General features: G+C 70.7%; 16 protein-coding genes. 9 read left to right on the top strand and 7 right to left on the bottom strand.

The window, feature by feature from the left end; translation table 11 throughout:
• Positions 1 to 44 precede the first annotated feature (44 nt).
• Genes IF20_RS07310 through IF20_RS07295 form a run of 4 tightly spaced genes read left to right on the top strand, consistent with a single transcriptional unit; the run spans position 45 to position 5187 of the window.
• Positions 45 to 527, top strand: coding sequence for a formate dehydrogenase subunit gamma (locus tag IF20_RS07310; RefSeq protein WP_052864183.1), 483 nt, complete (start codon positions 45 to 47; stop codon positions 525 to 527).
• Positions 524 to 2137, top strand: a complete 1614-nt coding sequence (locus IF20_RS07305) for a formate dehydrogenase beta subunit (protein WP_052864182.1) — start codon at positions 524 to 526, stop codon at positions 2135 to 2137. Before IF20_RS07310 ends, IF20_RS07305 begins: the two co-directional genes overlap by 4 nt.
• On the top strand, positions 2134 to 4950 hold the full coding sequence (gene fdhF, locus IF20_RS07300; protein ID WP_052864181.1) for a formate dehydrogenase subunit alpha: 2817 nt from the start codon (positions 2134 to 2136) through the stop codon (positions 4948 to 4950). The genes IF20_RS07305 and fdhF overlap by 4 nt, the downstream gene beginning before the upstream one ends.
• On the top strand, positions 4951 to 5187 hold the full coding sequence (locus IF20_RS07295; RefSeq protein WP_052864180.1) for a formate dehydrogenase subunit delta: 237 nt from the start codon (positions 4951 to 4953) through the stop codon (positions 5185 to 5187). It abuts the gene before it with no gap.
• A 70-nt stretch (positions 5188 to 5257) separates the two neighbouring features.
• Here IF20_RS07295 and IF20_RS07290 read toward each other — a convergent pair whose 3' ends face one another.
• The 4 genes from IF20_RS07290 to hppD are packed head-to-tail and all read right to left on the bottom strand — an operon-like array spanning position 5258 to position 10748.
• A complete protein-coding gene (locus IF20_RS07290) occupies positions 5258 to 7498 on the bottom strand; it encodes an MMPL family transporter (protein ID WP_052864179.1) in 2241 nt (746 codons plus the stop codon).
• Positions 7498 to 8859: a geranylgeranyl reductase family protein gene (locus IF20_RS07285; protein WP_110943919.1), complete on the bottom strand. Its 1362-nt coding sequence runs from the start codon at positions 8857 to 8859 to the stop codon at positions 7498 to 7500. The genes IF20_RS07290 and IF20_RS07285 overlap by 1 nt, the downstream gene beginning before the upstream one ends.
• A 5-nt stretch (positions 8860 to 8864) precedes the next feature.
• Entirely contained in the window at positions 8865 to 9575 is a 711-nt protein-coding gene (locus tag IF20_RS07280) for a demethylmenaquinone methyltransferase (RefSeq protein WP_052864178.1), read from the bottom strand.
• Between the two features lie 36 nt (positions 9576 to 9611).
• Entirely contained in the window at positions 9612 to 10748 is a 1137-nt protein-coding gene (gene hppD / locus IF20_RS07275) for a 4-hydroxyphenylpyruvate dioxygenase (RefSeq protein ID WP_052864177.1), read from the bottom strand.
• Between the two features lie 442 nt (positions 10749 to 11190).
• Between hppD and IF20_RS07270 the strand changes: the two genes are divergently transcribed.
• Genes IF20_RS07270 through IF20_RS07260 form a run of 3 tightly spaced genes read left to right on the top strand, consistent with a single transcriptional unit; the run spans position 11191 to position 14209 of the window.
• A complete protein-coding gene (locus tag IF20_RS07270; protein WP_407702469.1) occupies positions 11191 to 12195 on the top strand; it encodes a methyltransferase in 1005 nt (334 codons plus the stop codon).
• The gene (locus tag IF20_RS07265; RefSeq protein ID WP_052864175.1) at positions 12195 to 13232 is read left to right on the top strand and encodes a prenyltransferase; all 1038 of its coding nucleotides are present in this window, start codon (positions 12195 to 12197) and stop codon (positions 13230 to 13232) included. The genes IF20_RS07270 and IF20_RS07265 overlap by 1 nt, the downstream gene beginning before the upstream one ends.
• Positions 13232 to 14209: a tocopherol cyclase family protein gene (locus IF20_RS07260; protein WP_052864174.1), complete on the top strand. Its 978-nt coding sequence runs from the start codon at positions 13232 to 13234 to the stop codon at positions 14207 to 14209. The genes IF20_RS07265 and IF20_RS07260 overlap by 1 nt, the downstream gene beginning before the upstream one ends.
• Here IF20_RS07260 and IF20_RS07255 read toward each other — a convergent pair whose 3' ends face one another.
• The 3 genes from IF20_RS07255 to IF20_RS07245 form a co-directional block, all read right to left on the bottom strand.
• Positions 14210 to 15391, bottom strand: coding sequence for an acyl-CoA dehydrogenase family protein (locus IF20_RS07255; protein ID WP_052864173.1), 1182 nt, complete (start codon positions 15389 to 15391; stop codon positions 14210 to 14212). It abuts the gene before it with no gap.
• Between the two features lie 121 nt (positions 15392 to 15512).
• Positions 15513 to 16505, bottom strand: coding sequence for a hypothetical protein (locus tag IF20_RS07250; protein ID WP_234426553.1), 993 nt, complete (start codon positions 16503 to 16505; stop codon positions 15513 to 15515).
• Between the two features lie 186 nt (positions 16506 to 16691).
• Positions 16692 to 17882, bottom strand: a complete 1191-nt coding sequence (locus IF20_RS07245; RefSeq protein WP_052864172.1) for a S1 family peptidase — start codon at positions 17880 to 17882, stop codon at positions 16692 to 16694.
• 747 nt (positions 17883 to 18629) lie between these two features.
• Between IF20_RS07245 and IF20_RS07240 the strand changes: the two genes are divergently transcribed.
• Both IF20_RS07240 and IF20_RS07235 read left to right on the top strand, forming a co-directional pair.
• Positions 18630 to 19613 carry an ATP-binding cassette domain-containing protein gene (locus IF20_RS07240; protein WP_052864171.1) on the top strand — a complete coding sequence of 328 codons (984 nt, stop codon included), beginning with the start codon at positions 18630 to 18632 and terminating at the stop codon, positions 19611 to 19613.
• Between the two features lie 2 nt (positions 19614 to 19615).
• A complete protein-coding gene (locus IF20_RS07235) occupies positions 19616 to 20389 on the top strand; it encodes an ABC transporter permease (protein ID WP_052864170.1) in 774 nt (257 codons plus the stop codon).
• The last annotated feature ends 24 nt before the right edge of the window (positions 20390 to 20413 follow it).

The raw sequence follows: 20413 nt of genomic DNA, 5'->3' as shown, positions 1-20413 counted from the left end.
GCCCTGGCGGCAGGACTTCCGCTCGACGGTGAGGTGGAGCGATCATGACGACAAGCGTGAGTGCAGTGTCGACGGAAGCCACGATCAGCAGGATCGTGGCCGCCCAGCACGGCCGACGCGGCCCACTCCTGGAAATACTGCACGCCGTTCAGGCCGAACTCGGTCACGTGCCGGACGAGGCGATCGCGCAGCTCGCCCGGGAACTCAACCTCTCCCGCGCCGACGTGCACGGAGTGGTCTCCTTCTACCACGACTTCCGGCGCGAGCCGGCCGGCCGCACGACGGTGCGCATCTGCCGCGCCGAAGCCTGCCAGGCCGTCGGCGCCGACGCGCTCGTGACCCACGCCCACGAACGGCTCGGCATCCCACCGGGGCGGACGACCGCGGACGGCGCGGTCACCGTCGAGCAGGTCTTCTGCCTCGGCAACTGCGCCCTCGGCCCCTCCGTCCAGGTCGACGGGGAGACACTCGGCCGGATGACGGCGGAGCGTCTGGGCACCCTCCTCGACGAGGCGGTCTCCTCATGACCGCCGTGCCGGACTCCCCCGTGACGGTGTACGTTCCCCGCGACTCGGCGGCCCGATCCGTCGGCGTCGACGCGGTGGCGGACGCCGTGCGCCAAACCGCCGCCGCACAGGGCCGGCCGGTCGAGATCGTACGCAACGGATCCCGCGGCATGCTCTGGCTGGAGCCGCTGGTCGAAGTGGTGACGCCGCGGGGCCGAGTCGGCTACGGGCCGGTCACGCCCTCGGACGTCGAGGACCTCATCGGCGCGGGCATGCTCGACGGGGCCGAGCATGCCCGCCGGCTCGGCGTCGTGGACGAACTGCCGTGGCTGGCCCGCCAGACGCGGGTCACGTTCGCCAGGGTCGGGGTCACCGACCCGCTCTCGCCCGAGGACTACGTGCGGCACGGCGGCCTCGAAGGGCTGCGCAAGGCGCTGGGCCTCCCGCCGGCCGACGTGGTCGCCGCGGTCACCGGGTCCGGCCTCCGTGGCCGGGGCGGCGCGGGCTTCCCGGCCGGCATCAAATGGCAGACCGTGCTCGACCGCGCCGACGAGCCGAAGTTCATCTGCTGCAACGCCGACGAGGGCGACAGCGGCACCTTCGCCGACCGCATGCTCATGGAGGGCGACCCCTTCCTGCTCATCGAGGGCATGACGATCGCCGCGCACGCGGTCGGCGCCCGCGAGGGCTACCTCTACATCCGCTCGGAATATCCCGACGCGGTGGCCACGATGCGCGCCGCGATCGACATCGCCCGCGCGCGCCACTGGCTCGGTGACCGCATCCTCGGCTCGGACCTCGCCTTCGACCTGCACGTACGGGTCGGCGCCGGCGCGTACATCTGCGGCGAGGAGACCGCCATGCTGGAGAGCCTGGAGGGCAAGCGCGGCATGGTCCGCGCCAAGCCGCCCATCCCGGCCCTCGAAGGCCTCTTCGGCAAGCCGACCGTGGTCAACAACGTGCTCACCCTCGCCACCGTGCCGGTGATCCTGGACCGCGGCGCCGAGGCGTACCGGCAGCTGGGCGTGGAGCGCTCGCGCGGTACCCAGGTCTTCCAGCTCGGCGGGAACATCGCCCGCGGCGGCATCGTGGAGACCGCGTTCGGCGTCACCCTGCGCGAGCTGATCGAGGACTACGGAGGTGGCACGCTGACCGGGCGTCCGGTCCGTACGGCGCAGGTCGGCGGGCCGCTGGGCGCCTACCTGCCCACCTCGGAGTTCGACCTGCCGATGGATTACGAGGCGTTCGCGGCAGCCGGTGCGATGCTCGGCCACGGCGGCATCGTGGTCTTCGACGACACGGTGGACATGGCGGCGCAGGCCCGGTTCGCGATGGAGTTCTGCGCGGCCGAGTCCTGCGGCAAGTGCACCCCCTGCCGGATCGGTTCGGTGCGGGGCGTCGAGGTCATCGACCGGATCGTGGCCGGCGAGGAGCGCGACGACAACCTCGCCCTGCTCGAAGACCTCTGCGAGACGATGACCGAGGGTTCGCTGTGTGCCATGGGCGGGCTGACGCCGATGCCGGTGCGCAGCGCGATGACACATTTCTCCGACGACTTCCTCGCCCGCGGCTCCCGCGGGGCGCCGCGGACCACGCGCGCGACCGGTGCCAGGATGGAGGGCACGGCATGAGCTTGCTCAAGGAACCCGACTTCGGCACCCCGGAACGCCCCGGGGAGGCAACGGTGTCGGTGGAGGTGGACGGCCTGGCCGTGACGGTGCCGCAGGGCACCTCGGTCCTGCGCGCGGCGGCGCTGGCCGGCGTCGACGTACCCAAGCTGTGCGCCACCGACAGTCTCGAAGCGTTCGGCTCCTGCCGGCTGTGCGTCGTCGAGATCGACGGGCGCAAGGGCACCCCGGCCTCCTGCACCACACCGGTCGCGGAGGGCATGCGCGTACGGACCCAGACGCCCAGGGTGGCGAAGCTGCGCCAGGGCGTCATGGAGCTGTACCTCTCCGACCACCCGCTGGACTGCCTCACCTGCCCGGCCAACGGCGACTGCGAACTGCAGGACATGGCAGGGGTCGTCGGGCTGCGCCAGGTCAGGTACGGATACGAGGGCGAGAACCACCTCGCCGCCGAGAAGGACGTCAGCAACCCCTACTTCGACTTCGACCCGTCCAAGTGCATCGTCTGCTCCCGCTGCGTACGGGCCTGCGGTGAGGTGCAGGGCACCTTCGCGCTGACCATCGAGGGCCGCGGCTTCGACTCCAAGGTCTCCCCCGGTGCCGGTGAGCTGTTCCAGGACTCCGAGTGCGTCTCGTGCGGCGCGTGCGTGCAGGCCTGCCCGACCGCCACGCTCCAGGAGCGGTCGGTGGTCGACCTCGGCATGCCGACCCGTTCGGTGGTCACCACCTGCGCGTACTGCGGTGTCGGCTGCTCCTTCAAGGCGGAGCTGCGCGGCGACGAACTGGTCCGGATGGTGCCCTACAAGGACGGCGGCGCGAACGAGGGCCACTCCTGCGTGAAGGGCCGGTTCGCCTTCGGCTACGCGACCCACCCCGACCGCGTCATGAAGCCCATGGTCCGCGAGAAGACCACCGACCCGTGGCGCGAGGTGGAGTGGGACGAGGCCATCGCCACCGTCGCCACCAAGCTGCGGGACATCCAGCAGCGCTACGGTCCGGGCTCGATCGGCGCCATCAGCTCCTCCCGCTGCACCAACGAGGAGGTCTACGTCCTGCAGAAGATGGTGCGGGCCGCCTTCGGCAACAACAACGTCGACACCTGCGCACGGGTCTGCCACTCCCCCACCGGATACGGGCTGAAGCAGACCTTCGGCGAATCGGCGGGCACGCAGGACTTCCGCTCGGTCGCCCGCGCCGACGTCATCATGGTGATCGGCGCCAACCCGACCGACGCGCACCCCGTCTTCGCCTCCCGCATGAAGCGCCGGCTGCGCGAGGGCGCCGACCTCATCGTCATCGACCCGCGCCGCATCGACCTGGTGCGCTCGCCGCACATCGAGGCCGCGCACCACCTCCAGCTCAAGCCCAGCACCAACGTCGCCGTCATCAACGCCCTCGCACACGTGGTGGTCACCGAGGGCCTGGCCGACAACTCCTTCGTGGCGGCACGGTGCGAAGGGTTCGAGGAGTGGGCGGAGTTCGTCGCCCGCCCGGAGAACAGCCCGGAGGCCACCGAGCCGATCACCGGTGTGCCGGCCGGTGAGCTGCGGGCCGCGGCCCGGCTGTACGCGCAGGCACCCAACGGCGCCATCTACTACGGCCTCGGCGTCACCGAGCACAGCCAGGGCTCCACGATGGTCATGGGAATGGCGAACCTGGCGATGGCCTGCGGAAACGTCGGCCGCGAGGGCGTCGGGGTCAACCCGTTGCGCGGCCAGAACAACGTCCAGGGCTCGTGCGACATGGGCTCCTTCCCGCACGAGTTCACCGGCTACCGGCACGTGGCCGATGACACGGTCCGCACCGTGTTCGAGAACCTGTGGGGCCGCGAGCTCCTTCCCAAACCCGGGCTGCGCATCCCCAACATGTTCGACGCCGCGATCGACGGCGACTTCCGGGGCCTGTTCGTCCAGGGTGAGGACATCGCCCAGTCCGACCCGAACCTGAACCACGTCACCGCCGCACTGTCGTCGATGGAGCTGGTGGTGGTGCAGGACCTGTTCCTCAACGAGACGGCGAAGTTCGCACACGTCCTGCTGCCCGGCGCGTCGTTCCTGGAGAAGGACGGCACCTTCACCAACGCCGAACGCCGGGTCAACCGGGTACGCGCGGTGATGCCGCCGAAGACCGGCAAACACGAGTGGCAGATCATCTGCGACCTCGCCACCGCCATGGGCTACCCGATGGCGTACGACCACCCGCGCCAGATCATGGACGAGATCGCGCAGGTCACACCGACTTTCCAGGGCGTGTCCTACGAACTGCTGGACAAACTCGGCAGCGTCCAGTGGCCGTGCAACGCCGACGCGCCGGAGGGCACGCCGACGATGCACGTCGATGACTTCACCCGCGGCAAGGGCAGGTTCGTCGTCACCAACTACGTACCGACCGACGAACGCACCACCTCGCGCTTCCCGCTGGTACTGACGACGGGGCGGATCCTCAGCCAGTACAACGTCGGGGCGCAGACCCGGCGCACCGGCAACGTGGCATGGCATGCCGAGGACGTCCTGGAGGTGCACCCGCACGACGCCGAGGTACGCGGCATCGGCGACGGCGACACGGTCCGGCTCGCCAGCCGCGTCGGTGAGACGACCCTGCGTGCGTGTGTCTCCGACCGGATGCCGCCCGGCGTCGTCTACACCACCTTCCACCACCCCGTGACCGGCGCCAACGTGGTGACCACCGAGATCTCGGACTGGGCGACCAACTGCCCGGAGTACAAGGTGACCGCGGTACAGGTCGCACTCGTCCATCCGTTGGAGGCCGCCGCCACCGGGGCGGCCGAGGACGACCGGCTGGCGGTGAGGGACTGAATGAGTACGACGCTGCCGCCGGAGAGCCGGATGGCGAACGACATCGCCAGGGCCTTCCGGCACCTGCCGCGGGAGCAGGCGATCGAAGCCGTCGCGGGACACATCGGCAGGTTCTGGGACCCGCGGATGCGCAGCCGGCTGACGCGGTTCGTCGACGAGGGAGCCGAAGGCATCGCGCCCGAAGTCGTCGCCGCCGTACGTCTGTTGATGCCCCGGAGGGAGTCAGGCACCGGTTGACACGAGCGGCTCCCCGCCTCCAGGTCTCCGGGAGCACCGACAAGGCCGGCAAGACCCCACCGAAACCGCGTCACCGGCCCGTCGAGCGAGGCGAGCGCCGCGACGCGCCGGTGGTTCCGGGGCCCCACCAGGTGTAGCGGCCGGCCAGGTGTATGACCGACGGGACGAGGACCGACCGTACGACGACGGCGTCCAGTACGAGCGCGGCGGCAAGGGAGAAGCCGAAGAGTTTGGCCACGGTCAGCGGCGAGAGGATCAGCAGGGCGACGGTGAAGGTGAGGACGCCGGCCGCCAGGGTGATGAGCCTGCCGGTGTGCCGCAACCCTTCGCTCACGGCACGGTCGGGGTCCCCGGTCTGCCGATACACCTCCCGCACCCGGGCGAGCAGGAATATCTCGTAGTCCATGCTGAGGGCGAAGGCGAGGAACAGGACCAGGAGCGGGGTGGACATCTCCATCCGGCCGGTGGTGTTGTACGGGCCCAGCAACCACTGCAGTTCCCCGCGCTGGAAGACGGCCACCATGATCCCGGCCACGGCCGTGAGGCTCAGGAACGAGACGGCGATCGTCTTCAGCGGTACGAGCACGCTCCTGGTGTAGGCGAACACCAGGAGCGCCATCGACGACGTGAGCACCGCGACGGCGGCCGGCAGACCGGTCCGGAGCGCCGCCAGGGTGTCGGTGAACACGGCTGACGGTCCGCCGACCAGCCGGCCGTCGACAGGTGCGGGGACGGCCCGCACCTCGCGCACCAGTTTCCGGGCCGCGGCGGAGTAGGGGGTGACGCCTGGTGCGGTCGACACCTCCAGCCAGGTGCCCGCAGAGGCGGCGTACCGCATCCCGGCGCCGGTGGGCGGTGGCTCCCTGCTGCCCGACCGGTGGGTGCCGGCGGCGGAGCGCACCGCCCGGACGCCGTGGACGTGGGACAGGGCCTGTGCGTATCCGGTGATGTCCGCGGACCGCTGCCGCGGGTCGAGGCCGGGCAGCGCCACGGTCACCGTGGGCACGGCGCCCGCGAAGTCGTCCTGTACCCGCTCCGCGGCCAGGTGGGCGGGCGAGGTGGGAGCCAGTGCCTGATCGTCCGCCAGCTGGAATGCGGCGTGCCGGGCGGGCAGGGCCAGCAGCAGGATCAGTAACAGGGCACTCGCGCCCCACCAGCCGGGACGGCGACGGATCGCCGCAGCAAGCCGCGCCCACATCGCGCCCTCGTCACGGGCGGGGCGGCGGCTGCGCGACGCGGCGACCAGCCGGTCGCCGAGGACGCTCAGCAGCGCCGGCAGGACCAGCAGACATGCCGCTGCCGCCAACAGAGCGACGCAAGAGCAGGCAATGGCCATGGACCGCAGGAAGTACAGCGGAAAGCACAGCAGCGCGGTCGCGCAGCAGGCGACGGTGACGGCCGAGAAGTACACGGTGTGCCCAGCGGTGGCGGCGGCCAGCCGGATCGCCTGCGGTCCGTCGTGGCCGTTCCGGCGCTCTTCCTGGTAGCGGGTGACGTAGAACAAGCTGTAGTCGAGCGCGAGGCCGAAGCCCAGTGCCGTGGTGAAGTTGACGGTGAGCAGCGAGACCTGGGTGACCCGGGTCAGCAGGCCGAGCACGCCCAGGGTCCCGAGGACGGCGACGAGCCCGACGGCCAGCGGCAGCAGGCCGCCGAGGAATGAGCCGAACACGGCGGCCAGGAGCAACAGCGCAACCGGTGCGGTGAGGAGTTCGGAGCGCTGGGCGTCCCGCCGTACCTGCTCCAGGGTCTCCGCTCCGGCGGCTGCGGGCCCCGAGACGGCCAGTGTCAGGCTGCCGTAGCGGTCCCCCAGGTCGCGTACCAGGGTGCCGGCCGACCGGACCCGCTGATTCTCATCGCCCCGCAGTGTGAGGAGGAGCAGCGCCGCGGTGCCGTCCCGGGACCGCAGGGCCGGATCGTGCGTCGTCCACCAGGAGGTGACCGAGCGCACGGACGGTTGTCGATCGAGGTGTTCCGTCAGCGCCGTCCCGTCGGCCGCCGCGGCGGCCGGGCCATCGGAGGTCGTGCCCGGGTCCGCGACGATGAGCAGCTGAGGTGGCCCTGCCGCGGCGTGCGCGGCGATCCATCGGTCCGCCTGCGCGGACTCGCTGTTCGGAGCGGTGGTCCCGGCCAGGTCGAGCCGGTCGGCCGTACTGGTTGCCGCCCACGCGGCCCACACCGTCAGCAGGGCCGCGACGGTCAGGACGAGACGGCGCCGGCGGGCTGCCCAGTCCGCCGCGCGGGCGGTCCACCGTGGGCCGGACGCGCCGGCCGTCGACCTCGAACGGCGAGGGGTCGGTGCGGTCGTCGGCATCAGCTCGCGGAGCGTCGGAAGCTCGTGGAGCTCCGGGAATCGAGCCTCCTGTCCGACGGGAAGACGCGGATCATGGAGTTCACGAGGTGGTCGGCGGTGTCGCTGCCGGGGGCGTCACTCAGGTTGGACAGCAGGCGCACCATGAAGCCCATCACGCGGGGTGACTTCACCGCGTTCTGCGTGACCAACGTGGTGAAGGTGGGGCGGGCCATCAGGTCGGAGAAGACCCTGCCGAGCCGGTAGTAGCGGCCCAGTCGGGCCGCGATCTCGCGCGGGTACCCCGCCAGCACCCGGTCACGGGAGGCGCTGTCGGGCCGGGTGAGTGCCTGGGCGACGAACTCGGCGGCCAGCTCCGCCGATTCCATGGCGTACGCGATGCCCTCCCCGTTGCAGGGGTTGATCATCCCGCCGGCGTCGCCGATGAGCAGCAACCCCCGGCTCAGGTGCGGCAGCCGGTTGAACCCCATGGGCAGGGCGGCGCTCCGCGTCGGGCCGTCGATGTTGTCCGGCCCGGACAGCCCCCACTCCTGCGGCGTCCGCGCCAACCAGGGATCGAGCATTGCCCGCATGTCGGTGGCACCGGTGCGCGAATCGTTGAGTACGCCCAGCCCCACATTGACCCGGCCGTCGCCCATGGGGAAGATCCAGCTGTAGCCGGGCAGGATCCGGCCGTCGGGCCTGCGCAGGTCCAGCCAGGACTCCAGGTACGGGTCGAGATGCTTGGCCTCGCTGCGGTAGTAGCGGCGGACAGCCGTGCCCACCGGGCGGTTCGCCACACGGGTGACGCCCATGGCCAGCCCGAGTCGGCCGGCCACGCCGTCGGCCGCGATGACGATGGGCGCGTGGAACTCGACCGGGCGCCGCTCCGGTCCCACCTGTGCCGCGACACCGGTGATCCGCCCGGCCCGGTCGGTCAGCGGGGTGACAGCCTTGGTCCGGGTGTGCAGCCGGGCGCCGGCCGCCGTGGAGCGTTCGGCGAGGAGGTGGTCGAAGTCCTGCCGGGTGCGGGTGAGTCCGTAGCCGGGGAAGCGCTGCCCCTCCGGCCAGTCGACCTCCAGTGTCCGGCCACGGGACACGAACCGCAGCCCCCGGTTACGGGCCCAGCCCGGTGCCGTGGTGTCGATGCCCATACGGACCAGATGGCGGACCGCGCGCGGGGTCAGGCCGTCCCCGCAGACCTTCTCGCGGGGGAAGGCCGACTTCTCGATCACGACCACGTCAACGCCCTGCCGGGCCAGGTGGTAGGCGGCCGTGGCGCCCGCCGGCCCCGCGCCGACGATCAGTACCTGGGCATCGGTGCGGGCGGGCGGGGGCACGCCCGCGCCGTCGCCCGCTGAGGATGCGCATCGGGCGTTCGTCATCGGTGTCACTCCTCTGCGGAGCCGGCGGATCCGGGGGCGAGGGCGCGGTGCAGGGCGACGATGCCGCCGGAGAGGTCGCGCCAGGCGTCCTGGCTCCAGCCCGCTTCGCGCATGGCGGTGGCGAGGGAATGCTGGTCGTGCCAGGCACGGATGGTGTCCGCCAGATAGGTGTAGGCGTCGGGGTTGCTGGACACCTTGCGGGCGATCCAGGGCAGGCCACGCATCAGGTACCGCAGATACACGGCGCGGAAGGGGGCCCAGGTGGGGTGGCTGAACTCGCACACCACCAGCCGTCCGCCGGGCCTGGTCACCCGAGCCATCTCCGTCAGGGCCGCCACCGGGTCCACGACGTTGCGGAGGCCGAACATGATGGTCACCGCGTCGAAGGAGTCGTCGGCGAAGGGCAGTGCCAGCGCGTCGGCGACGCGGAGGTCGACCGGGCGGTCCGCGCCGCGTGCGACCATGCCGGGCGAGCGGTCGACGCCGATCACCGTCGCACCCGAACGGGCTAGTTCGGTGGTGGAGACACCGGTGCCGCAGGCCACGTCGAGACAGCGCTCACCGGGCCGCAGGTCCAGGACGGTACGCGCCCTCGCCCGCCACGCCCGGTCGCGCCCCGCGGACAGCAGGGAGTTGGTGCGGTCGTACCGGGCGGCCGCCTCGTCGAACATGCGGGTGACGTCGTCCGGGTCCTTCTCCAGGGTTGCACGGCTCATCGCCGCTCCTTGATCGAAGCCTGCTGTACGGAGGGCTCAGAGATTGCCGCGGCGTTCCTGTTCGCGTTCCACCGCCTCGAAGAGGGCTTTGAAGTTCCCCTTGCCGAACCCCTGGCAGCCGTGCCGCTCGATGAGCTCGATGAAGAATGTCGGCCGATCGAACAACGGCCGGGTGAAAATCTGCAGCAGGTAGCCGTCGTCGTCGCGGTCCACCAGAATGCCGCGGTCGCGGAGTTCTTCGATGTCCACCCGTACCCGTCCGATGCGGGAGCGGAGGTCCGGGTCGTCGTAGTAGGTGTCCGGGGTCGGCAGGAACTCCACTCCGGCCTCGCGCAGCGCATCGGTTGCCGCCACGATGTCGCCGGTTTCGAGGGCGATGTGCTGCACGCCCGGACCGCGGTGGTAGGCGAGGTACTCATCGATTTGCGAGCGCTTCCTTGCGGGGGCCGGCTCATTCAGCGGCAGTTTGACTTTTCGGGTGCCGTCCGCCACCACTTTGCTCATCAGCGCCGAGTACGTGGTGGCGATGTCGTCCCCGATGAACTCGGCCATCATGGTGAAGCCCAGCGCTCGCCGGTAGAAGTCCACCCATTCGTCCATGCGGCCGAGCTCCACGCAGCCGACGGTGTGGTCGACCCGATGGAACAGCCGCTGTCCGCGAGGTGCGGGGCAGCCGCCGGGGGGCGGGCCGAAGCCGGGGAGGAAGGCGCCCTCGTAGCTGTCGCGCTCGACCAGGGTGTGGCGGAGCGCACCGTATGTCGCGATGGAGGCCGTACGTACGCTGCCGAATTCATCAGCGTCCTCCGCCGGTTCCTCGAGCATCGTCGCCCCGGCCGCTACGGCGAATTCCAGTCCTTGGTCGAGGTTGCCGACGCGCAGGGCGACGTCGCTGACGCCGTCACCGTGCTCGGCGGCCCATCGGACGGCTGAGCTCTGCGCGTCCACGCCACCTGTGACCAGGAAGCGGACGTCGCCGGAGGTGAGGAGGTATTCGACGAGCCCGTTGCCGGACGTCTCGTGGCCACGGAAGGCGGCGACCTCCATCCCGAATACGGTCACATAGAAGTGCGCGGCCTGGCGCGCATTCCCCGTGCACAACCGGATGTGATCGATGCCGACAATGTCCCAGGGGCGCGCCGCTCCGCCGGTCGTCCGCTCTCGGCACTCGGCCATGGCAGTGGGAATTCCGCCGCTTTCCACCCTCATCCGAAATCCCTACGTTGTTCCCGATGTCGTTCCCAATGTTGTCCCCTACGTTGTTCTATACGTCGTTCTCTACGCCGTTCCCCACGTCAGAAGCGTAGAAGTGGCGTGCAAGTACGCACGTCCGGAGGTGGAGATGGGCCTGTCCGTCAACGAACGTAGAAGGAGCGGGAGTGCACCAACAAGGCTGGTGTCACTCAAACAAGTGACCTTTTCCCTCTTACGAGCTAACCAGCCCCTATGGATCTTCTCCCTTGGTAATTCTGCCGGAGCGACCGTCTCCCCGGGGCAGCCCGCCTCGTCAACTCCATTCAAGGGGAACACATTGCCGCTCTCCGATACCGCGCGGCCGAACGGACCCGCCGATTCCCGCGCCACCGTCCAGCCCCTCGACACGGACCGCCTCTCCCTCATTCTCTTCGGCGCCGCAGCGTTCCAATACCTCAACGCCGCCTGCGAACTCGGCCTGTTGGAACTCCTCCACGAGCACGGGCCGCTGCCGGCCGAGGAAATCCGCGCACGACTCGGACTGGCGGAACGGGCGGCGGACATCCTGCTGTTGGGCTGCACCACCCTGGGGCTGACGGTCAAGGACGGCACACGCTACCGACGCGCTGAGCTGATCGACGCCCTGGACCGGGACGGCGCCTGGCAGAAGATCAAGGACACCGTCGCCTTCGAACAGCACATCGTGTACCCGGGCCAAGCCGACTTCACCGAGTCGCTGCGGACCAACACGAACGCGGGCCTACGCCGCATCCCAGGGACCCACCCGGACCTCTACCACCGGTTCAGCGCCCACCCGTCGCTGGAGGCGGTCTTCTACCGCTACATGCGCTCGTGGTCCGAGCTGGCCAACGCCCACCTCGTCGACGCGCTGGACCTGAGCCGGGCCGAGCAGCTGCTCGACTGCGGCGGCGGGGACGCGGTGAACGCCGTCCTGCTCGCCCGGGCCCACCCCCAACTCCACGTCACCGTGCTGGAGATCCCCGCATCCGCCCCGCTGACCGAGGCCAGGATCGCCGAGGCCGCGCTCGGCGACCGCGTCACGGTCGCACCCTGCGACATGTTCTCCGAGGACTTCCCGGCCGGCATGGACGTCGTGCTCTTCGCCCACCAACTGGTCATCTGGACGCCCGAGGAGAACACCGCGCTGCTGCGCAAGGCCCGTACCGCACTGCGCCCCGGCGGCCGCGTCGTCATCTTCAACTCCATGTCGCACGACTACGGGGACGGTCCGCTGGTCGCCGCGCTGGACAGCGTGTATTTCGCCGCTCTGCCGGCCGAGGGCGGCATGATCTACCCCTGGCGGCTGCACGAGAAGTGCCTCAGGGAAGCGGGGTTCGGTGCGATCCGGCGGATCCCCGTACCGGGCTGGACCCCGCACGGCATCATCGTGGCCACGAAGGAACCCTGATGCGCCTCGCACCGGCGGCCGCTGCGGTCCCGCCCCACGGCGCGGTGGGCGCCTTCCTCCGGCTCGCCCGGATCAAGTTCCTCTTCCAGAGCATGCTGGTCACCAGCTTCGGGGTGGCCCTCGCCGTCCACACCACCGGCGCTGTCTCGCTCGGCTGGTACGCCCTGACGCTGGCGTTCGCCTGGACCACCCACCTGATGACGCACTTCTGCAACGACTACTTCGACCTGGAAGCGGACCGCGCGAACCGGTCCCCCACCGCCTGGACCGGCGGCAGCAGGGTCCTCGTGGAGGGGCTGCTCCGCCCTTCGGTGAGCCTGTCAGCGGCGTTCGTCGCACTGTTCACCGGCCTCGCCCTGATCGCGGTGATGCCCGATCCGGCGGACCGGACACTCGCCCTGGCACTGACCACGCTCGCCTGGTTCTACACCGCACCGCCACTGCGCCTGAACTACCACGCACTGGGCGAGGTGACCTGCGCGACCGTGCTGTACGGCATGGGCCCGCTGCTGGCCGCCCGGCTCCAGGGCGGTGGGCAACCGCCGCTGCTGTGGTGGTGCATCGCCCTCGTCTGCGCCCTGCAGGCGCTGCGCTGTCTGATCATGAACCTCGCGGACATCGACGGAGACCGGCGGGCCGGCAAGACCACCCTGGCCACCGTGTTGGGTCCGCGTCGGCTACGCCACTGCTACGCCGTGGGCCAAGGCGCCGTGTACGCATCCGTGGCGGCGCTGGCGTGGGCCGGTGCACTGCCCCCCGCAGTGGCGGTGGCCCAGTCGGTAGCCGCGCCGGTGGGTGGCTATGTGATCCGCAGCCTGTTCACGGACGCCATGCGGGACCCCCGCAAGGCGAACCTGGTCACCTTCTGGGCCTCGGTGCAGCTGCCGCTGACCACGTGCGCCACCATGCTGGCGCTGCTCGCCGACATGGCGCTGGCGGGACGTCCGATCCCGCCGGCCTGGTGCGCCGTCGCCGCCGCGGCCACGGCCGCCTTCGCGTGGTGGCTGGCGCGTACCGTCCTCACGAGGAAGCACTGATGGCGCGCTGCGGCTGGTGGCGACGGACGGGAGCGGACCTGCCCTGGGGGGACCCGCTGCGCTCGCACCAGGCGTTGATGGAGGGCTATCTGTGGCGGTTCACCGACCCACGGCGCGGGCGCGTGCTCCTGGTCGCCTCCGGCGTCAACCACCACCCGGGGCGGCCCTGGGGTGCCGTCGTCATCGCCACGAGCCCGGGCGGCCTGGTGCGTACGGTGAGTGCCGACGGCGCTTGGGACGACCCAGACGGACACCGACTTCGGGTACCGGGTGCCTTGTCCTTCGCGGACGGCACACTGCAGGTGGAGACGGGGGACGGCCGGGTGGCGGCAGCGATCACCACCGCGCCGGCCCGGCGCACCGCCGTCCCCGGCGGGGGCGTGTTCTCGCTGGTACCCGGGCTCAACCACTACTGGCATCCGTATCTGCTCAGCGGTCGGGTCGAGGGAATGGCCAGTGTGGGCGGTCAGGACTGGGACCTGACGGGTTGTGAGGTCTACGCCGAGAAGTCCTGGGGCCGCGGCTTCCCCGCTCTGTGGTGGTGGGGGCAGGCCCATGCGTTCGACCGCCCCGGCGTCGCGGTCGCGTTCGCCGGCGGGCTGCTGGGACGCGGACGGCTGAGCAGCCGTGTCAGCGGTCTGGTGGTCGAACTGGCTGGTCGGCGACTCAGGATGTTCCCGCCCCGCGCGATCGTCCGGGGCGGCGTGGAGGGCGGGGCCTGGCGTATCACGGCCGCCGCCGCGCACCACCGCATCGCGCTGGTGGGACACCGCGCGGACGCTCCGGGGTTGCGGCTTCCCGTGCCGTCCCTCACCCCCCACCGCTTCGGCCACTCGGTCCAGCACCTGGCCGGCACCGCCCGGCTGGAGGTGGTGCACCGGGGAAGGCGTGTGTACACGGGAGTCTCGTCCCTGGCGAGCCTGGAGACCGGACGCGCACCGGTCGGCGAGGGCGTTGCCGCTCGGAGACGGGCCTGATCACGGCGCCAGGTCGAGGAACTCCCAGTGCGCGTGGGGCTGTGCACCACTGAGCCACTTCCCGCAGTTCTGCAGGACCGTCGGGCTCGAGGTGACGTGCTGGGTACCCGTGTTCAGGTCACGCAGGAACCGGTCGATCGGCCCGCGCCGGATCGCCGTCGTGCCCGCCCAGCGGTGCACCGTCCGGCCCACGTCCTGCGCCGTCCACGTCGCGTGGTTGAGCGCGAGCCTGAGCAGCGTGTCCTGCTCGGTGCTCAGCAACTCGCCCGCGTCCAGTGTTACTTCGATGTCCCGCCACACCTCCATCGCCCACGCCCGCGCCGCACGGAGCTTGGCTTCGGCGGTCGCGTACTCCGCGTGGAACTGCGCGGTGTCGACGGCGGCGTTACGCGTACCGGACTTGGCCGCGGCGACCGCCTTCAGCTCGTCGAGCAGGCGCCGCCCGACACCCAACGCCCAGCCGGTGTGCCCGACCGCGGCCATGTTGACCAGGCCGATGCGGTAGATCGCGCCACCGTTGGCCGGGGTCGTGGTGGTGGCGACGTAGGTGTGCGTCGCCGGAACGTACACATCGGCGCAGTGGTAATCGATGCTGTGCGTCGCGCGCAGCCCGAGCACATCCCAGTTGTCGACGAGTTCCACCTGCGATTTCGGCATCGCCAGCACCCGCAACTCCCCGGTGCCCTCGACCTGGATCGCACTGTGGATGTGGGTGGCGTGCGCCATGCCGGAGGCGAACTGCCACGAGCCGCTCACCAGGTAGCCGCCGGGCACCGGAACGGCGCGGCCCGGCCGGGTGCCGTGCCCGGACAGCAACGCGTGATCGCCGCCCGCGACGTCCGGGAACAGGTCGGCCGCCGCGACGGCACCGAGATAGGCCGCGGTGGTGCCGGTCATCAACTGCAGCGCCATCATCGTCCAACCGGCCGCGGCATCGTGGTAGCTGACCCGCTCGACCGTCTCGATCACCTGGCGCGGGGAGAACTCGTCACCGCCGAGGTTCAACGGCAGCGCGGCCCGGACGACCCCGGCGTCCAGCAACGCCCGCGCGGTGTCCTCGGTGAGCCTGCCGAGTTCCTCGGCCGCATCCGCACGCGCATCGATGACCTCGCCGAGTGCGTCGATGCGCTCGAGCAGCGCGGGACATTCCGGGCTGACATGCAATCCGGCCGAGACCGCCATGGCTGGTCGCTCCTCGCTATCAGTACGGGTACTGAGTCACGTCACGCCGACCGGGAACCGTACGGTTCCCCCGCTCGCCCGGGAAGTTCCCCGCCACACCGGCGAGCGCTCCGCCCCGAGGTCAGGGAGTACTCGGCGGCGTGCCCGAGGCCGGATACCTCTCCCACGAGATGCCGTAGATGCCGGCAGTGCACTTCGCGGGCAGCAGGTGCACGCTGTGCGAGGCGTCCAGGGAGAGCGGACGGACACCCTCTCGCGCCGCTTCCGAGCTGTGCCGGTAGTAGCCGTACACGGCCGAGGGGACGTGCCTGGCGTGGAAGAAGATGTGCAGGAGGTACTGCCGTACCGGAATGGGCAGAGTGCGTTCGTGATGGTTCGAGGGCTTCCACCGCGGTCCGACGTCGAGGGTGTACTCGACGATGGCGGTGTCGCCGCGACCGAGGGCGCGTCCGAATCCGATGTCGAAGACCGCGGATCTCACCTCCTGGCGGAAGTGGAGTGCCTCCAGGCGCCCGCAATGGACGGTCACCTGCACGGAGGGGGTGTCGGGGTCGTCCAGGTTGTGGTGCGCGGTGAGGTGCCGCACCCCGTCGCAGGTGGCACGTACGACGTGGCTGACGGTGTACCGCGCGATGCATCCGTACTCGTCGATGTGCAGCTTCTCCTGGACCGACAGGGTGACGAGGTCTTCATTGAACCGGTAGACATCGGGGCCGAGAGCGCGTGCCAGCGGTGCGCCGGGAGTGACGACGCGCGACAGGGCCTCGGACATCTCCGTTCCTTTGGCCGTGGCCCTGCCGCGCGGGCGGCGGTGGCTCAGCAGGCTCTGCAGTGCTCCCCGCCGCATGCCGAGGATGGTCTCGATCTCGGCCACCGCGCGGAGTGACTCCTGGCGCTCGGGCTGGCTCCGTCCGCGCTGCCAATGGCTCAGCGTCACCGGGCTGATCGATACGCCGCGCTGTGCGAGGTGATGGTGCAGGCGCTGCAGCGACAGACCGCTGGCCTTGAGTGCCTGGTGGAACGCCGCACCGAACGTGGCCCCGGCCGCCGTGCCGTGCTCATCCGCACTGCCGGGGTGGCCTGCTTCCGGGCGTCCTTGACCTGGCTGGTCCATGGGAAGTGCTTCCGGTCGGGTCGGCGGGGCGAGAGGGGTCCGGCGGGACCGCCGCGCTTGTCGGGCCGGCGGTCCCGCCGTGGTGGATCACCGGCGGGATGCTACCGGGTTGTCTCTCCACCGGCCCGGCGCGACTGCGTGGGGTGGTCATCGCGCCGAGGCGTGTGAGGGCGGGGGAAGGTGGGGTCAGGCCGTGTTGAGGCGCAGCCCGTAGTACTTCAGCGCGTCGTCCAGGGGCTGGAAGTAGGAGGTGCCCTGGCCGTAGACGCCGTTGCACGAGTTGTCGGTGCGGCCGCCGGAGGTCATGCCCTGGCCCTGGTTGCCGGACACCCAGGCGCCGCCGCTGTCCCCGCCGAGGTCGCAGGTGTTGCTCAGGCCCAGGTTGGTCACGAGGGTGTCCGGCTGGCCCGGGTCGCTGTAGGTGACCGAGTAGTTGTAGGACTTGATGGAGCCGCAGGTCCAGTGCGAGGTGGCACCCGACTTGCAGACGTCCGAGCCGACCGGTGCCCGCTGGCTGCCCTGGACGGCGACGTTGCCGCCGTTGCCCCAGGTGCCGACCTGAGCGGCGATGGTGGTGCCGGAGTCGACCGAGGCCAGCCCCATGTCGATGCTGTCCCGACCGTGCCGGAAGCGGGTCGAGGTGCCCTTGGCGAAGTGGCTGCCGTCGTAGTAGAGATCCGGCAGGTTCTCGACGCAGTGGCCCGCGGTGACCAGTACCTGCTTGCCCGAGGAGTCACGGGCGCCGAAGCCGACCGAGCAGTAGTGGTTGCCGTAGTCCATCCGGCTGCCGGGGTAGATCGTGCCGGCCATCGTGACCGCCTTGTCGTCGTTGCGCTGCACGGTGACCGCCGAACCGTAGGACGCTGCTTTCGCAAGGAATGCCTGGTCGGCGGCCGTCGATCTGTCACGCACCTGGATGACGACCTTGTCGGAGGCCGGGTCCACGCCCCAGCCCTGCACGCCGGTGGGCACGCTGCGCCCGGCCGTCCTGTCCAACTCCGCTTTGATGTCGTTCAGCTCCCCGGCGGAGTGCCGGGCTATGCGCGCCTTGAGCCCGGCGGCCTCGACGTGCCGGGCCGTCCGTGCGTCGTCGACGTTCACCGTCAGCTTGCCGCGGCTGTCGAAGAAGGCTCCGCGCGGGTCGACCCCCGAGGACCGCAACGTTCTCAGTGTCTTCTGCTGGCCGGCCTGCGAGTCCAGCCGCCGCACCGCGGCCGCATCGCTGATACCGAGTGAATCGGCAAGGGCCTGCACCATCTGCTGCTGGTAGTGCCCGCCGGGGCCGGCAGGGCCGGCAAGGCCCGTCGCGGGGGCACCGTGCGCCGGGACGACACCGCCGGCCATGACGAGAGCCGCCGTTGCGGCGCCCGATGCCATGATTGCGCGTAGACGAAGCACCTTGTCTCCATTTCCGGACAGCCGCGATGAGCGGCCGGTGGGGGAAGGGCGGATGGCGGCAGAGGAAACGGGGCCGCATCCGGAAGGGATACTCCCCAGCCGGCACGGTCATGACAAGCTCAACGAACGCAGCAATGATTAACAGAACCGCGATTAACTGTTTCCACCACGAGGTCGCAGCGCCCGGCCAACCAATCCCCCGGCCAACCCGCCGACACCCTGTGAGCGCCCGGATCCGCCCCGGCGCCGCTGCCCCTCGTCGGCCTCGGCGGCCGGCACAAGCGGCACGGTGCCGGGCCCCGTTCCGCCGTCGACGAGCAGCCCCACCATCGGCCTCCTCGCCAGAGGTGCTGCGAAAAAGGCACCGAGCAGCGCGGCCCCGATGCCGGAGCACTGAGTTCCCGCACGGCCAAGCTCGCCCGCAGGAGCGGAAGTTGGTGAGCAGTAACGCAATTCATCTTGTTCGGCCCCGCCGACGCCGCGGCTAGATCTTGGGGATGTGAGTCGACGGCGAAGCCCCGGCGGCCCGGGTCGAGCGGGGCGCGGAGGCGGTTCGAAGAGCGGATCGAGACCGTCAGGAGTGCTGACAGTGACGTCATTGGCGCTTCTAAGCTCGAAGAAGTCAAGAGCCCAGAGCCTCTGGCTTTCCCTCGCCCTGCCCCGGAACCGAGCCGGCCGGTCCGGGCGGGGCCGGCTCGCCCCCATGACCCCCGTACGGGAGAACCCATGATTCACACCCGCGGGCTCACCCGCAGCTTCCGCGTCAAAGGAGAGACCGTCGAGGCCGTGCGCGGCCTCGACCTCGACATCGAAGCCGGCTCCGTGGTCGCCTTCCTCGGCCCGAACGGCGCGGGGAAGTCCACCACCTTGCGGATGCTGACCACCCTGCTCCCGCCGACCTCGGGCACCGCCGTCGTCGCCGGTCACGACGTGCTGACCGACCCCTCGGGCGTCCGCAACCGCATCGGTTGTCTCGGTCAGGGCAACAGCGCCGGCAGCAACTTCCGGGCCAGCGACGAGCTGATCGCTCAGGGCCGCGCGTACGGCCTGAGCCGCGCGAAGGCCCGCGCCCGGGCGGAGCGCCTGCTGACGGCGCTCGAACTCGACGGCCTGGCCAAGCGGACGGTGGGCACCCTCTCGGGCGGCCAGCGCCGCCGCCTGGACATCGCCATGGCCCTGGTCCACGAGCCGGAACTGCTCTTCCTCGACGAGCCCACCACCGGGCTCGACCCGCACAGCCGCGCCCACATCTGGGAGCACGTGCTGCGGCTGCACAAGGAGTTCGGCGCCACGATCGTCTTCACCACCCACTATCTGGAGGAGGCGGATCTCCGGGCCCGCCGAGTGATGGTGGTCGATCACGGCCGAGTGATCGCTGACGATCCGCCGGAGAAGCTCAAGGCCGATCTGGCCGGCGACCGCATCACCCTGGGGACCGCCGACCGCGCCGACACCGAGCGGGCGGCCGAGCTCGCCCGCGCCCTGCCCACCGTCCACGAAGTGACCGCCGAAGACACGGAGGTGCGGGTGCGCACCCTTCACGGAGACACCCAACTCCCGGCCCTGCTGCGCAACTTGGAGGCAGTCGGCGTGCGGGTGCGCACCGCCCGGCTCAGCCGTCCCACCCTCGACGACGTCTTCCTCAGCCTGACCGGCCGCACCCTGCGGGAGAGCGCCGACGCACCGACCACCACGCGCGGCGGAGCCTGACCATGAAGGTGCTCAACGACACCCGCACCGCGTTCGCCCGCGAGCTGGGGCCCGAACTGCGCCAGCCGGCCGGCCTCCTCTTCACCATGCTGCTGCCCTGCCTCTTCCTCGCCCTGTTCGCTCCCCTGCTCTCGGGCATGAGCCCCGCGGGCGGGGGTACGGACACGGGCTCCCCCTGGCAGTGGTTCGTGCCGGGCACGCTCGTCCTACTGGCGCTGTCCGCCACCGCCGGGGCCGGGGCCTCCCTCCTCAACGAGATGTCCTCGGGGGCCTTCGAGCGGATGCTCGTGACCCCGCTCAACCGGGCCGCGATGCTCGTGGGGCGGGCGCTCAAGGAGGTCGTGATCCTGCTGACGCAGGCCCTGCTGATCCTCGCCCTGCTGCTGCCGACCGACTTCCGGCTCCGGCCACTCGGCGCACTGGCGGGCCTGGCGCTGCTGACCGTCTTCGGGATCGGGATCGGCACGCTCTCCTTCACCCTGGCGCTCCACTCCCGCAAGCAGCAGACCCTGTTCTACGGAGTGCAGCAGATGATTTTCTTCCCCCTCCTACTGCTCTCCGGCGTCCTGCTGCCCATCACCCAGGCCTCGGCCCCCACCTGGCTCTACGTCCTGAGCCGGAGCAACCCCGCAACCTACGTGGTCGAGGCCGAACGCGCCCTGTTCGACGGCCGGTTCGCCGAGACGGGCGTGCTGTACGGGGTCCTCGCGGCGACGGCCGTCGCGGTACTGGGGGTCTTCGCGGGCATCCGGGGCATGCGCAACGCCTCCGCGTGACGCGCCGGCCGCCGCACCGCCCGC

Origin of the sequence: Streptomyces niger, from assembly GCF_000718305.1 — a bacterium.
GTDB lineage: Bacteria > Actinomycetota > Actinomycetes > Streptomycetales > Streptomycetaceae > Streptomyces > Streptomyces niger.
The sequence above is the reverse complement of the archived record's forward strand: the minus strand, read 5'-3'. Positions and strand labels throughout refer to the sequence as shown.

Excerpts from the sequence above, each read along its gene's own strand:
- fdhF (WP_052864181.1), top strand. The coding sequence starts at position 2,134 with ATGAGCTTGCTCAAGGAACCCGACTTCGGCACCCCGGAACGCCCCGGG.
- IF20_RS07305 (WP_052864182.1), top strand. The coding sequence starts at position 524 with ATGACCGCCGTGCCGGACTCCCCCGTGACGGTGTACGTTCCCCGCGAC.
- IF20_RS07280 (WP_052864178.1), bottom strand. The coding sequence starts at position 9,575 with ATGAGCCGTGCAACCCTGGAGAAGGACCCGGACGACGTCACCCGCATG.
- IF20_RS07285 (WP_110943919.1), bottom strand. The coding sequence starts at position 8,859 with ATGACGAACGCCCGATGCGCATCCTCAGCGGGCGACGGCGCGGGCGTG.
- IF20_RS07265 (WP_052864175.1), top strand. The coding sequence starts at position 12,195 with ATGCGCCTCGCACCGGCGGCCGCTGCGGTCCCGCCCCACGGCGCGGTG.
- IF20_RS07240 (WP_052864171.1), top strand. The coding sequence starts at position 18,630 with ATGATTCACACCCGCGGGCTCACCCGCAGCTTCCGCGTCAAAGGAGAG.
- IF20_RS07255 (WP_052864173.1), bottom strand. The coding sequence starts at position 15,391 with ATGGCGGTCTCGGCCGGATTGCATGTCAGCCCGGAATGTCCCGCGCTG.
- IF20_RS07235 (WP_052864170.1), top strand. The coding sequence starts at position 19,616 with ATGAAGGTGCTCAACGACACCCGCACCGCGTTCGCCCGCGAGCTGGGG.
- IF20_RS07310 (WP_052864183.1), top strand. The coding sequence starts at position 45 with ATGACGACAAGCGTGAGTGCAGTGTCGACGGAAGCCACGATCAGCAGG.
- IF20_RS07260 (WP_052864174.1), top strand. The coding sequence starts at position 13,232 with ATGGCGCGCTGCGGCTGGTGGCGACGGACGGGAGCGGACCTGCCCTGG.
- IF20_RS07290 (WP_052864179.1), bottom strand. The coding sequence starts at position 7,498 with ATGCCGACGACCGCACCGACCCCTCGCCGTTCGAGGTCGACGGCCGGC.
- hppD (WP_052864177.1), bottom strand. The coding sequence starts at position 10,748 with ATGGCCGAGTGCCGAGAGCGGACGACCGGCGGAGCGGCGCGCCCCTGG.
- IF20_RS07295 (WP_052864180.1), top strand. The coding sequence starts at position 4,951 with ATGAGTACGACGCTGCCGCCGGAGAGCCGGATGGCGAACGACATCGCC.
- IF20_RS07245 (WP_052864172.1), bottom strand. The coding sequence starts at position 17,882 with ATGGCATCGGGCGCCGCAACGGCGGCTCTCGTCATGGCCGGCGGTGTC.
- IF20_RS07250 (WP_234426553.1), bottom strand. The coding sequence starts at position 16,505 with ATGGACCAGCCAGGTCAAGGACGCCCGGAAGCAGGCCACCCCGGCAGT.